The organism is Emticicia sp. 17c (assembly GCF_037153985.1).
Lineage (GTDB): Bacteria > Bacteroidota > Bacteroidia > Cytophagales > Spirosomataceae > Emticicia.
Genome location: NZ_JBBAYI010000004.1, coordinates 290536 through 304836, shown reverse-complemented (window position 1 = coordinate 304836; position 14301 = coordinate 290536). Strand labels below are relative to the sequence as shown.

The 14301-nt window shown below is 40.7% G+C and carries 9 protein-coding genes; 2 read left to right on the top strand and 7 right to left on the bottom strand.

The window, feature by feature from the left end; all coding sequences use genetic code 11:
• Positions 1-16 precede the first annotated feature (16 nt).
• The 4 genes from WAA15_RS11010 to WAA15_RS10995 all read right to left on the bottom strand — a co-directional run bounded on the left by WAA15_RS11010 (position 17) and on the right by WAA15_RS10995 (position 6659).
• Positions 17-1084 (bottom strand): phosphoglyceromutase, encoded by a 1068-nt coding sequence (locus WAA15_RS11010; RefSeq protein ID WP_337042795.1) that lies wholly within the window; start codon positions 1082-1084, stop codon positions 17-19.
• Between the two features lie 53 nt (positions 1085-1137).
• Entirely contained in the window at positions 1138-1719 is a 582-nt protein-coding gene (locus tag WAA15_RS11005; protein ID WP_337042794.1) for a phosphonate degradation HD-domain oxygenase, read from the bottom strand.
• 81 nt (positions 1720-1800) lie between these two features.
• On the bottom strand, positions 1801-3396 hold the full coding sequence (locus tag WAA15_RS11000; RefSeq protein ID WP_337042793.1) for a SusD/RagB family nutrient-binding outer membrane lipoprotein: 1596 nt from the start codon (positions 3394-3396) through the stop codon (positions 1801-1803).
• A 59-nt stretch (positions 3397-3455) separates the two neighbouring features.
• Positions 3456-6659, bottom strand: a complete 3204-nt coding sequence (locus tag WAA15_RS10995) for a SusC/RagA family TonB-linked outer membrane protein (protein WP_442892783.1) — start codon at positions 6657-6659, stop codon at positions 3456-3458.
• 352 nt (positions 6660-7011) lie between these two features.
• On the opposite strand from WAA15_RS10995, the gene WAA15_RS10990 reads away from it, so the two are divergent.
• On the top strand, positions 7012-7944 hold the full coding sequence (locus WAA15_RS10990) for an ATP-grasp domain-containing protein (RefSeq protein ID WP_337042792.1): 933 nt from the start codon (positions 7012-7014) through the stop codon (positions 7942-7944).
• A gap of 186 nt (positions 7945-8130) precedes the next feature.
• Complete coding sequence (locus WAA15_RS10985) at positions 8131-8928, top strand: protein-glutamine glutaminase family protein (RefSeq protein WP_337042791.1); 798 nt, start codon at positions 8131-8133, stop codon at positions 8926-8928.
• Positions 8929-8936: 8 nt separating this feature from the next.
• On the opposite strand, the gene WAA15_RS10980 is transcribed toward WAA15_RS10985, so the two are convergent.
• From WAA15_RS10980 to WAA15_RS10970, 3 genes are all read right to left on the bottom strand, one after another.
• Positions 8937-10040 carry a phytase gene (locus WAA15_RS10980; RefSeq protein WP_337042790.1) on the bottom strand — a complete coding sequence of 368 codons (1104 nt, stop codon included), beginning with the start codon at positions 10038-10040 and terminating at the stop codon, positions 8937-8939.
• A gap of 79 nt (positions 10041-10119) precedes the next feature.
• Entirely contained in the window at positions 10120-11376 is a 1257-nt protein-coding gene (locus WAA15_RS10975) for a right-handed parallel beta-helix repeat-containing protein (protein WP_337042789.1), read from the bottom strand.
• Between the two features lie 33 nt (positions 11377-11409).
• On the bottom strand, positions 11410-14145 hold the full coding sequence (locus WAA15_RS10970; RefSeq protein ID WP_337042788.1) for a TonB-dependent receptor: 2736 nt from the start codon (positions 14143-14145) through the stop codon (positions 11410-11412).
• Positions 14146-14301 lie beyond the last annotated feature (156 nt).

The window sequence follows — 14301 nt, the reverse complement described above, 5'->3', positions numbered from 1 at the left end:
GTGTTCGGGGTCTTGGTTATTTTTTTGCACTTTTTACTTCTTTGCCAATTTCCTTTCCGTTCTGGAAGTCATAGCCTAAAAAACTGGCAGCCGTTTTGGCTAGCTGATTCTGGTATAACTGCCCTTCTGTTTTAACTTCTCCTAATGCAGGTGTATCTGGTCCTATTACTGCAAACCATATCTGGTAGCAGTCGGCCACTCGCTGGCCGTGGCTGGTCCATTGGGCTTTGTTTTTATCTCCTCTACCGTGGTCGGTAGTAATAATAAAAGTAGTTTTACCTTTGTATTCAGGCGTACTCTGGCAATAATTCCATAAATCCGCTATAAATTTATCAACTGTATGTGCTGCAAATAGGTACTCATCATATTTAGCTTCGTGTGCAAACTCATCGGTTTCATCGAACGATAAAAAGAAAACATTAGGCTTGTTTTTCTTGACATATTCTTTGGCCAGATAATACGTAACGAAATCGTGACGGTCGCTGGCCAGACTCGTATAGTTCGATTGTATCTCGTTCAGCATTTCTTCTTTTTCGGTAAGTTTGCCTTGTACTAGTTCTTTACCCGAATTTACCGGAATACCGCTACGAGGCTCATTAATAATGTAGGGGAATACATCCCACGTAGAATAAGCCGCAACTTTACCTTTGAGCTTTTTCTGCTGATTCAAAAATTCCAGTACTGTTATATTTTCGTTCAGTTTCTTGTCGTTTGAGTTTACTTTATCATCGGCGTATCCGGTCAGGATTTCGTTATAGCCCGGATAAGAAAACCAGTAAGGGTTCATGACATTTACTTTATTACCAACCCAACGGTTGCCGTATAACTGCCCCTGGCTGGCAATTGTGTTCCAGAAAAAAGGCAAAAGTTTTTTCCGTCTTTCTTCTAATGTATCCGACCAGAACGTCTTTTTCAGGCGGTCTTTTCCTCGCACAAATTCTTTTTTATTCAAAAGGGCTGAATCAATACCGCCGAAAACCTCCTGCCAACGAAAACCGTCAGTCGTAATAATAAATACGTTTTCGGTTTTGTTCTGGGCAAAGGCATAGCCCGATAATAATAACAATAAGAGTATTCTTTTCATAATAAATAGATGTTTGATATGTATAGCGTATGGTGTTAACAAAACTGTGGTTATCAGTAATAAGTAGGCTGGCTGGCACGCAACCAGACTTCACACTGATGCAGAAAATGCCCTAAATCAGGCAATTCCTGATTTTCTACTTTAGCGGCTTCATCCCATCGTCTCATGCGAATAATGGTGTCAAAATACGGGTTTTTCTCGAAGTTTTCGGCTTCATCTTTTTCCATTTTTCCACCCTGAAACGCTAAAGTTTGCCTGCTTGCTTCTGACAAATTGTTATAATAGGCCGGATTAGCATAACACAAATACCGTTTTGCATTTACGTGGTTTTCGACCAGCACCGCTATTTTTTCAGAGAAGCCTCTATGCCGCAACCAGTCGGCGGCTACACCTTCGTGGTCTTTACGACCATACACCTCCATCAATTCCTCTTCCGATTCGGCGGGTAATAAATGCCCTATGTCATGCAAAAAAGCGGCTATCTGCACTTCCTCATCAAAACCCGATTTCTGTGCCAGAATAGCGGCTTGTGCGGCGTGTTCAAACTGGCTTACAGGCTCGCCATAATATTGTTCATCGCCCTGCGATAAAAATAACTGACGGATTTCGTCAATGGTTTTACTAATATCTTTCATTTGATTACTATTAATGACCGAATTAAAAAATAGCGGAACAAAGCTCCGCTATTTTTTATTCTATTCCTATGATGTACAAAACTACTTCAGTATCCAAACGGTGTCGTTAATATCATCTTTGCCACCGTACTGGCTATTGATAGCATCTGTATAGTTTTTACTATTGGTAGTACGTTCCGAAATTGGGTATTGCCAACGAAGAGCTATACGGTTTGAGTTACCGTTACCTACACCCGTTTCAAATTTAGGGAATCCGGTACGTCTCCAGTTAAAATATGCCTCCATACCTGAGTTCATAAAGAATGCAGCATATTTCTGGCTGATTATCTGCTGTAAACCTTTAGTAGTTTTACCAGCATATTTAACGGCATCTTGGCTGTAATAGTCGTTAAAGTTGAAGTTTACAGTATAATTAGCCAAGTCGGCTGTTTCTCTACCACCTGTTTTTGAGTAGGTCATGGTATTAGCTCCATCCTTAACTCCGTAAAAATCAAGCGATGCCTGAATACCTTTTTTATACCATGTTTCGGCGTCGCCGTTACCCCAACCTAAGTGGTAACCTTCAGCAATATTGAAACACATTTCAGGGAAACCAACAATGAAAGTATTCTCGCCTGTATAAGTACGGTAATAACGGAAACGGTTCTGGAACGAATACAAACCCGGAGCAAAGCCAGCACCATTGTTTCTACCTGCTTTATCGCTCATATCGGTTAAATCTTCGGCCGAACTTGCACCAACAAAGGCAGTATAGTCTGACGGCAGTTTGCCTGCTTTTAATTCAGCACCGGCTGGCTCGCAGGTAATCATAACGCGTGGGTCACGCATACCTGACAACAACTGCACGTATGTTTTTGCCATGTTCTGGCGGGTAGCATCAAAACCAAAGTTATCAGGGTTCGACGGATACTTGTTAAAGTTATTGTACTTATACTCAAGGTTATCTTCCAAACCACCCAATAATGGATACTTTGCTGGGTTGCCTACTACTTCGGCAAAACGGGCTTTCACGTTTAAATCAGCGTCAGCGTCTTTTTTGCTTAATGAAATTAACACCCTCAGTTTATAGGCATTTACTACTTTCTGCCATTTACGAAGGTCACCTCCGAAATAGAAATCACCAGCAACAGTTGTTTCACCTTTAGCAATTAATGAAGCCAGATTATCGTTGGCTTCATCGAGCCATTTTAGAATTTGCACGTAAGCCGCTTTTTGCGTATCATATTTAGGTGTAAGGTTTGAAATACCTTTCAGGGCTTCTGACACCGGTAAATCACCTACACGTTTTGCCATTTCGTCAATAAAAATTGCACGGAAAAACTTACCCAATGCCGTATAACCGTTTACTTCGGCCAAACCCGCACGTTTAGCTTCTTCTTCCATTTTCACTACGTTTTTAAGAGTATTGTAGTGGTTTGGCGTTGCTGTCCAGCTATACTCGTTGTTAGCGTAGTAGTTATAGTTTGAACAGTAGAACTGATTCCAGCGCATTTCGGCACTGAACGGGCGGCCTGTGTTGTTAGCCAAGTCAGACTCAACACCCTGCAAAACCAATGAAGCAGGCACATTAACCGGACGGTTAGGGTCTTTTTCGAGTTCTTGAAAGGTTTTTTCGCAACTGCTTAGCGTTACTGCTAAAACTGCGAAAACTCCTGCAAATAATTGATGTATCTTCATTTTAAATAATATGTCTTAATAATTTTGAAATAAATAATAACAACGAACCTGTTTACAGATTAGAAAGTAAAGTTCAGGTTGATACCGTATCTTCTGGTAGATGGTGTCTGTAAGCCTGAGCCACCGTCAGTAATGTACTGGTTAAGGTCGATGTCTTTTTTAGCGGCAAAGTACAGAAGGTTTCTACCAACTAAAGATACAGAAGCGTTTCTGACTGCCTTACCGAACCATCTTTCAGGAAGTGAGTAGCCAATTACTACTTCGCGTAACATGGCAAACGAGCGGCTCATTAAGTTACCTTCGTCGGTATTATAATAACGGCTTACGTAGTCTTGCACAAATTGTTTAGTGTCGTTTGCTTTGTATTGCAATTCTGAGTAGTTAGTAACTTTACCGTTAGCATCGTATTTGATAGGCACATTGTTGGCAATCTGTACGCCTTCGCCTACATAGGCTTTTACACCCAGATAATCCTGCTCGCGGGCAATACCCATTACGCCTTCGGTAGTACCAATGTGGCGGCCACCACGGTAGGTCTGGCGTTGAATGTAATTAGAAATTACACCACCGATACGACCATCGAACTGGAAGCTGAAACTAAGGTTTTTATAGTTGAATTTGTTATTAATACCAAATACAAATTTAGGGTTAATATAACCTAAAAATTGTGCAACAGGGGTAGTAATAGGACGACCCGACGCATCGTTCACGATTTGCCCGTCTGGGGTTCTTACAAATGCTGAGCCATAGAATTTATCAAGGCGGTCGCCTACTTTAAAGAACGTATTAAGGCTCTCAACACCCGGGTAAATCTCTGTCAGTCTTTCCTGAAAAGTAGAGTAGTTCACTACTACATCCCAGTTTAAGCCATCAGGGTTTTTCAATGGTGAACCTGTTAGAGCTACCTCCCAACCTTTTTTCTGTGTTTTAATACCGTTCACAAGTGCCGCAGTATAACCTGTGGTTGATGAAATTGGTAAAGAGAAAATTCTTGGCCCTTCGTTAGAAACGAAATAGGTAACATCAAGCCCGATACGGTTTTTCAATATTCTGAAATCAAGACCTACTTCAGTCTGAGAGGTAGAACTTGGGTTTAACGAAGGGTTATTTAAAGTACCTGTAAAATAAGCCGACGGCTGATTGTTATAGGCAAATGGCGTTGAATAAACGGCTGCGTTGCTATAAGCAGGGCCATCATAAGGAGAATAGTACTGGTCGCCATAGCCAAGTGGGTTACCGTCGCCCAAACTAGGTGTTGTTCCGATTGTGGAGCGGGTTAAACCGTCTTTCACGTTTGCATACGAGCCTCTTAGTTTGAAGAATGAAATCGTTGAAGGCAGGTTTACGTAATCAGAGATAACGGTTGAAGCCGATACCGACGGGTAGAAGAATGTATTATTGCCCGATGGCAGGGTTGATAATTTATCAACACGACCTGTGGTTCCGATTGTCAGTAAATTTTTAAAGGTAAAGTCAGCAGAATAATAAGCCGAATTTACACGCATAGCTGAGTTAAAGTTAGCCGTACGAACAGGGTTTGCCGAGTTACTGAAATTATACAAGCCCGGTACGTTCAGGTAATCGGTTGAGCCGTATTGTGAGTTATATTCAAAAGAACGGATATTACCACCAGCCCAGATTTTTGCATTTAAACCGCTTACGATGTCTTTATCGAATTTAATCAGAACATCCGTATTGTTTTCAAACAGGTTACGGCGGTCTTCGCGGTAATCGCCACGGCGTTCGTCACGGCCATAAGCACCTGCCGAGTAAGGCATTTTTTCGTTACGGAAGAGGTTCCAAGTAGTAATCTGCGAGCGAAGTGTAGCTTCAAGGTAATCGGTAAATTTGTAAGTTAAAGAAGCCTGACCAATGATATCGGTTTTATAATGGCCTCTTAACCACTCGTAACTCATGAAATACGGGTTGTTGTAACGTTGGTACTCTGCATAAATTTGCTGAATACCCTCTTTACCCGGCTGCCAGTAGTTACGCATATCGTCAACGTTCCAGTCGGCACCTGCCCAAAGAGTCATGTTATAGATAATTGAGTTGGGGCCGTAGTTAATATCAGGAATATTAGGCGTGTATTGTCTGTTATATTGTAAGTTCGACTGGAAAGAAAGTTTATTTGAAAACTTATAATCTGAACTCACATTGAAGTTTGTAATATTAAGTTTGGTATTAGGCACAATACCACGTTGTGAAATCTGAGAAGCCGAGAAACGCAAGTTGTATTTCTCACCACTAGCCGAAACGGCAATATTATTGGTCGAAAGAATACCCGCTTGCAGGAAACGCTCAAGGTTGTCTTTTCCGCGTGCTACCCATGGTGTGCCTTGTCTTACACCCGTTTTAGGGTCAACAGGGCTATCATATTGAGGAATTAACTGACCTTCAAATTTAGGTCCCCAGCCACCATCATAGTCACCGTCGTTAAGGCCACCGCCTTTACCATCAACGAAAGCATAACGGCCGTGGTCACCAGGGCCATATAAATCTTGTACTTTCGGAATAGCATAAAAGCCTTTATCCATCATAGTTGAAGAGTTTACTTCAACCGAGAAACCGCGTTTGTCTTTAGAACCGCGTTTAGTGGTAATCAGGATAGCACCGTTTTTACCACGAAAACCATAAAGTGCCGACGCTGACGCTCCTTTCAATACTGAATAAGTTTCAATATCATCAGGACTGATATTCCATGTATCCGAGTTGATAGGTACACCATCTACTACATAAAGAATTTCAGTATTACCACGAAGCGAGATATTTGGCTTACGTAATAATTCAGGTTGCGCACCAATAGTTAAACCAGCTACTTTACCTGCAAGGGCATTAATGGCGTTTGGCTCACGTGCTTTGATGGTAGAGGCTCCGTCAACCGACTGGATAGCTACCCCAATACGGCGTACATCTTTTTTAATACCCAAAGCTGTTACCACAACTTCGTTTAATGTTTTTGTGTCTTCCTGAAGTGTAACATTTATTACAGCTTGGTTACCTACTGTACGTTGTTCTGTTGTGTAACCAATAGTCGAAAATACCAACACGGTATTTGCGTTAACATTGCTTAGTCTGAAGTTTCCGTTAACATCAGAGTTTGTTCCCTGCGTGCTGCCTTTTACTAATACGCTTACGCCGGGTATACCCTCACCAGCGGCTGATGAGATTTTCCCGCTAACCGAATTTTGTGCGTAGGTTGCTTCACTGATAAACACACTAATCAGGAAAACGACCATACATAATAGGAGATTTTTTTTCATACTTTTCTTTTATTTTTTAAGTGGTTTATGAAAGATATGGGCCAGTTAATTTTTTTTTAAATCAGTTTGGTGTTCCTTTCAGGGCGCAAAAGTACATTTGTAAGATTCTGTAAATGTTACGGCTGAATTAAGCTATTGTTAAGTCGATAGAAATAATGGCAGAATGAATATTTTTTTTCAGAAAAGGCTGAGTTTTGTAACAAAAGCCCCTGTTTCTTACATGGGTTTATACTTTTTATTGAATAAATGCCTAACCATTTGCCATTGTTGTCTATGCCTGCAACAAGTCATAAAGATGTGCATAACAGATTACAGCTAAAGATTGTGTCACCAAACCCATAGAGCAGAAAACATGAAGTCGTTCGGTATTTGTACACTTCACACAAAGGCAGAAGAACTTTCGTACGAACAGCAAACAATATATCTGGAAGCACAGAAAAAATATGATAAGGTTATACTTATTAATCCGCGACTAGTGAATTACCTGTTTTTGAGGGCGCGCCCGAAACCTGTTATTTTATATAAAGGTAAAAATATAGCTACCCTTGATACCCTCATGATACGCAGTGCGCAGAAGAGCGAAGCAGCCGTGGCGATTCTGGCACGCGCGCTGAAAAGTTGCGGGTGTAGCCTGATTGACCCCACCGGAAGATACACCGTAGGTAAATCGTCTAAACTACTGACAACCCTTAACCGCTTTGAACGTGGGGTTGGCACCAGCAGTTACATGAGTTTTACGCGTACAGGCGCAACTAGTTTATTAAAAAAACTCAATGAAAAAGGTCAAATGCCCTTGCTTACTAAGCCTATTGATGGTAGAAAAGGTTATGGTGTAGAAGTTATTCAGAATCTGGAAGCGGGTCTGGACTGTGTGAGCCGATATTTTGGCACTGCTAACTATAAGCCCTATCCTTTTTATTTTCAGGATTATATCCATTTTAAGCATGAATACAGGGTTATGGTTATTAATGGTGAGGCTATCGGGATAGTTGAAAAAGTAAAATTGGCCGATAAAATAACGGCTAATGCCGCGCAGGGTGCTGAGTTTATAAAAGCCGATGCCCCAGAAATAATTAAAGCCGTTTTACAGCATGTAAGTAACGAAGGCATATTAGGCGTTGATGTAGCCCTTGACCAGAACAACAATATTCATATTATAGAGACCAACCGCGCACCACAGTGGCAAACTTTTGAAAAAGTAACAGGTATTAACGTAGCCGAAATAATAGTGGCTCATACACTAAAAGGCCCTGTTAAACGCAAAAAAATATTTGGTTCACGGTAATAAACAACTCATTGCGATACCCCACTGAGAGGCTTGTAGCAAGCCTCTCACAAAAGCAATAATTTTCATAAAAAGTGCCTATTGCTTTTAACTTTTTCTTTATAATTCCTTTACCATAATATAACCTGTCAATTAATTTTTATTGGGGGCATCATAGTAGTTTTGAGGTCTAATCAACTTACGCAAATGCCTGATGTATCTGAAATTAAAACGCTTCTTCAACCCTCAATTACGCGTGTTTTTAACGAAATAAAACATTATCTTTATCCTTCGTACCGCTATCTTCAGGGTAATTGCCATTGTAATGCTCATTTAGGTTCTTTGCTATTAAAAAAATATGGTATTCCGCACAAAAAAATCTGGATTTTTGCTCCCTGCCGCTACTCAGAAAACACCAATACTGCCTTTATTGTACATGACCCTAATCAGATTGCCCCTCGAGGCTACATCAGGTGGGGGTATCATGTTGCTCCTATTATAGAGACAGGGCAGCAACAATTAATTTTTGATTTTAATTTTTCGGCCCACGCACCTATGAGCCTTGATACATGGCTTGCCCGTATGAATGCCAGAAGTTTTAAATGTATTATCGAAAACCCCGAGTATTTCCTGTTTTATTCGGTGCCTTCTGAGGCAAATCCTAAGAAAAGTCTATTTAATGGTAATTTTTATCCGATAGAGGGGGTATCATTAGAAAACCAGTGGTTTGAGAAAGGGCTGGCAGCTAACGAAACAGCCTATACTATGTATGAAGAAGTAATTAAAACAGCCATTGAACGCAAAGCTCCTGCCGAATTAATTACTGAGTATAAACACCTGATTGGCAGCATCAATAATTTTGAATGTGTGTTCCGAGACAACAGCACTAATAAAAAAATGACGCTTTCCTTTCAAGAAAAGCATCATGATTTGATTCATTATTATCGGGGTGTTTTTGAAGATAATATCAGCAAGTGGCATAAGTTTATACAGGAAATTGTATAAACTTATCCTTATTTTGCCGGAATACTTTTTAGTTCTTTGCCTGCTATGTCTTCCCAACGATATAGATGAAACGTGCGGTTGTCGCTCATGGCAATAAACAAGCCATGTTTAAAAGTATTGTTTAAAGGCAGCGATATGGTTTCTGAGCCGTCGCTCTGATTAGCCTTTACTTTTACTACTTTCAGCAGTTTATGCTCGAAAGGGTTCTGTTTGGTTCCTTCTCTGCTGAAAATATGGAATTTATTTGCCCCTTGGTCTGACACCAGAATATATCCTTCGGTAGCAGAAAGTTTATAAAGCGAAATGCCCTCGTGGTCTTCGGTAAAACCTGTGGTAGCAAAGAGACTCAACTCCTGATTCCCTTTGGTGGGGTCGGCATAGTATTGTCTAACACCCACGCCTTCGTCTGAGTAATAAACATAGCCGAGGTCATCGTCAACCATAATAGATTCAATTTCCTTTTTGCCGCTATACGTACCAAATTTTCTTACAAGGCTGGCTTTTACATGGCCTGTACCATCGTCTTTCAGGAGGTACTGCCACAAATATCCACCAGTAGTGGGGCCTGTTTTACGCCCTACTATTGCATAAATATCTCCATTTTTATCTTTATATAGAGCAATTCCCATTAAATCACGAAAACCTTCGCTTGTTTCATTCTCAAATACCTCAATACCTCCATTATCAACGGGCTGCATATCGGGCAGAGAAAATATCCTGAGTTTGTGCGTAAGCCTTTCGGTAGTTACAGCAATGTCAGTTGCTACCCCTTTTAATGTTAGTCCATACTCAATGTCTACGTTGTTGGGTCTTTTTAATCCTGTTACCACTTTGTTTTTTTGTACTTTCCCTTGCAAATCAAACACATATAAAGCTCCGTCAGCATCTTTGTCTGTGCCAATAATGAGGCTTTGAGAGGGGTCTTTGGGGTTAACCCAAACAGCGGGGTCGTCAGAATCTTTCTGAACCGTGTCGGTTACAATTACAGGACTAATAATGGTTTCAGCCCTATTCAGGCTGTCAGTTGTTGTTTTGTTTTCCTCAGTCTGTTTATTTGTACAAGCAAACATAAGCGCACAGAGGCTTAAAAAAAGCACCGATTTACCGTTCATTTCTATGGGTTGTTAAATTGAATCAAAAGCCACTTATATAAGTGGCTTTTGTAAAGTATTATTATTATTGACAATAAAATTATTTCACATTAAATGCACCTGTATAACTAGCAGGCTCAGGCGATTTATATAACTGGCCATTAAGCGTAATACCGCTGGCAAAGTTTCTTTTGAAAGTGGTAATACCTTTACCCAATATTGGTGAACCAGCCTGCACTCTGAAATCCCACGAGTCGTTAAATGCACTTTCTTTACCTGTATTTACCGGAAAACTAACAAATTTAGGGTCGTTATCACCGGCAGTTTTGCCAATAACATCGTTTTTGCCAGCAATAATTTCGGCACTAGGCTGAAACTGGTTTACCCCGTCCTGATAATAGCCATAGTAATAAGTATTACTGAAAACCGAGCGGGCATCTTCTGGTTTTTTGGCATCTCTTTTAATACCAAAGCGGCAGTTTACTAATAAGTTATTATATAATTCGGCATTTACGCTTTGCTCAACCCAGATAGAACCACCTTTAACTGATGGTCTTCTCCATCCATTGTTTACTAACGTATTATTATAACCAATAATATATAATTGTGGGGTTCTTTCTCCGGCGTTTGATAATTTCAAACCATTTGTATTAACATTATAAATCAGGTTGTAGGCTACATCGGCCACTACGCCCGATTTCAGGTTGATGCCATCGCCACCACTTAAGCCTATGGTATTGAACAAGTTATTTGCAAAAATAACATTACCACCCTCAATATAAGTGGCATCTTCACCGAAGTAACGAATGGTTGAATTTTGCACTACCAATTTACCTGCTACATTTGAAAACCAAAGGGCTGGTACACGCTCGCCACTAGCTGCTTTGTATAAACCTTGCTTTACCGACGAAGAAGCCTCGGTTGTGGTGGCTCCGCCATATTCAAGAATGGTATTGTCAAGCAATAACTCAGCGCAGGTTTTTGAGGCCATTATCCCACCCCAAAGCTGTCCAAAACTATATTTGCTTGTTCTGGCGGCTTCTGGTACAGTAAATTTCACTGGTTTTTCTTTTGTACCTACCGAGTAAAGGTTACCATGAATAATAAATTCAGGTTTAGCCGTAGTATCCATTACTACTGTTACACCTTCTTCGATTGTAAGGGTTTTTCCGGCCGGAACAAACACATCACCTTTTACTGTGATAATGGCATTTTTCTTCCATGTACCCGACACTTCGCCTGACACACTTAGCTCATCAGGTTTTACTACTGTGGGGTCGCCGCTGGTGGCAGCATCTTTGTCGCAACTAGTTACTAAAACCGATGCAGCCATCAATAAAACAAGTACTTTTTTCATTGGTCTCTTTTGTATTTGTAGTTAAAAATTTTATTATATCTTAAGTCGTAAGCCTATCAGGTAACTTCTTTGGTAAAAATCTTCTCGAATAAGCGTTTTGTTTTTACTGTTTACATCCTGATAAATGTTATCATTCTGCGGGTTTGTGTTTTTAATGAAAACCCTCATGGGTGTATCAAGTAAATTATTGGCTTTGGCATAAATCACCCATTTGTTACCAATCGTTTTTTCAACCGAGGCATCCATCTGGATAAAAGCCTCCTGCCAGAGGTCGTTATCAAGGAACTGAGAAACCGTATTGATGCGCTCGCCGGTATATGAAGCAGCCAGCTGAGCATCCCAGCCTTTTTTTGCATCTTTAAATAACAGCGAGATATTGGCTACGTGCGCAGCCTGCCCATAGAGCGGGCGGGTTTGCTCAACGTTTTTTGAACGCAGATTACCGTTCTGGTCTCTTTCGCGGATAATCTTCTGGGTAGTAATTGAAGAATTGGTATAAGTATAATTAGCCTTGATTCCGATTTTCTGGAAGTATTTAATAAGGTCGAGTTCAAGCCCGTAATTAGTGGCGTTTCCGTAATTACCGGGCGAATAAAAAACATCCTGCCCACGCGTGGCATCTACGCTTAATGCGTATTCGATAGGGTCTTTAATGTATTTATAGAACAACCCTAGCATAAGCTGGTCGGCCGGATTCGGGAACAACTCGTATCTTATATCAAAATTATCAGCGATGGCTCTTTTTAAATCAGGGTTACCTCTTTCCTGAAATTCTTCGTTAATTATTTTCCCTGGCACTATTTCAAAAAAGCCCGGGCGGTTAATAGAACGGAAATAAGAAGCTCTGACAAATTGTTTAGGTTTTACTTCATATTTCAGGTTAAGGCTTGGCAGGAAATCTGTATAAATCTGTTTGCCTTCTGGTCTTAGTTCTCCCAGAGGAAAAAGCATATCATACCCTTGTCGGGTGTGCTCCATACGCAAGCCTCCAATTACTTGCAGGCCGTTTACCTGCCATTTTGCCATTGCATATTCTGCTATGAGTTGCTCTGATGCTTTATATGAAAGCGCATTAGCAACCGAACCTCTGGGGTTTTGCAAACTCCATTGAATATCAGTGTACTCCTGATAATCTTTGCCATAAAGGGCAAACGGATTTGTGGGCTTGAATACGTAGTTATTATAGAAATTATTACGGTTTTTGGTTCTGAACAACCCACCTGTCGAAAGTTCTACTTCATTTATTTTATAAATCAGGTTCAGGTAAGCTGCAAGGTCTTGGTCGGCATTATGCTCCCAACGGCGTGTGTATTCTTCGGGGTAAGTGCGTGTTTCAACAAAGTTTTCGCGTTTACCTAGTAAGCCTATATTAGTGTTGTCAGGAACTTTATTGGTAGCAAGCGAATAAACCGCCGACCAATTCAGGCGCAAGTTGTCGAGCAAAGTATGGTTACCTTGTAAAGTACTATTAAATATCTGTTGTATGGTAAGCCGTGAGCGTGTGCTGAACGATAAGCCTGCGTTGCCTAGCACGGGGTCATACCCACCCGACGAGTACTCGGTCTTTTTGGTATCTCTTACCTGTTGGTTAGAAAGATACAGAAAGGCATTATACCATTGCAGTTTATTACTATTGTTAATTTTGAAATCAAGTTTGGTATGTAGGCCGTAGCGCCCTTGCTGCTCTGAATACTGCCTGTCGGCTCTGCTTGTGATACGGGAAGTCCGTTCGGTGTCGTAAACCGTCGAAGAATAAAAAAGGCTATTACTACCCCGATAGGTATTCTGGAAACTACCTGCAATAACAGCTCCTAAACGTTTATGCAGAAATCGGTTTCCTATCGAAAACCCTCCTATCAGATTAGGCAATGGCCTTTCTGATTTGTATTGAAGCGGTGCTTTAGGGAAATTCTGAGGGGTTGCGTTATAATCTTTACCGAATTGCTCATAGGGTGAGCTTGCATTGACCTTGCCAGAGGGGTAACTTACAAAATTACGACCGAAAAAAAGCTGGTTATAACCGGTAGCCAGATTGGCTTTTATTTCGAGGTTATCGGGGGCATCTTTCATAACCATATTTACTACTCCACCCACAGCATCGCCTTCGAGGTCGGGGGTTAAGGTTTTGGTTACTTCAAGGCGGCCTAGTAACTCAGAAGGAAAAATGTCTAGCGGCACATAACGGTATTTGTTATCAGGGCTAGGAATTTTCACGCCATTCACTAGCGTATAATTATAGCGTTTATCCATTCCTCTTAGTATGGCATATTGCCCATCGCCATTGCTGTTACGCTCAATTGATACCCCTGATACGCGCTGAATAAGGTTAGCCACTGTTAGGTCAGGCGAAATTTCAATGGCTTTTCCTGAGACAATGTTCATTAACTGGTTAGCGTTTCGTTCAATCTGACGGGCAACTATTTCGGTCGATTTATCTGCCGATGCCGTTACTACTACTTCATTAAGTAGTTGTCGGGTATCTTCTTCCAGAGCCACAGCAATTGTGGTTTCCTGCCCAATTTTAATATTGGTAACAGAAGTCCGATACGATACGTAGCTTACTTGTAACTGATAATCGCCTGTGGGGATATTTCTGAGAACGAAAGAGCCATCGAGCCCTGTTACATCATAATAAGGATGATTGAGTATTTTTACAGAAGCCCCAATCAATGGTTCTCCGGTAGTTTTATCTGTAATGGTTCCTTTAAGGTTAAAGGCAAACAGTTTAAAAGAAGCTAATACAAATATTAAGATAAATTTCTGGGTCATCAGGCATTAGTAGTAAATGCAGTGTTAAATAAAATGCAAATGTCGACACACAGAAAAAACTAATAATTAAGAGAAGGTAAAGGGATTATTAACAAAAAAACTCAATATTAAGTAAGTATGAATTTTGCTACTACCAGTAGTTTATATGGTTATTTA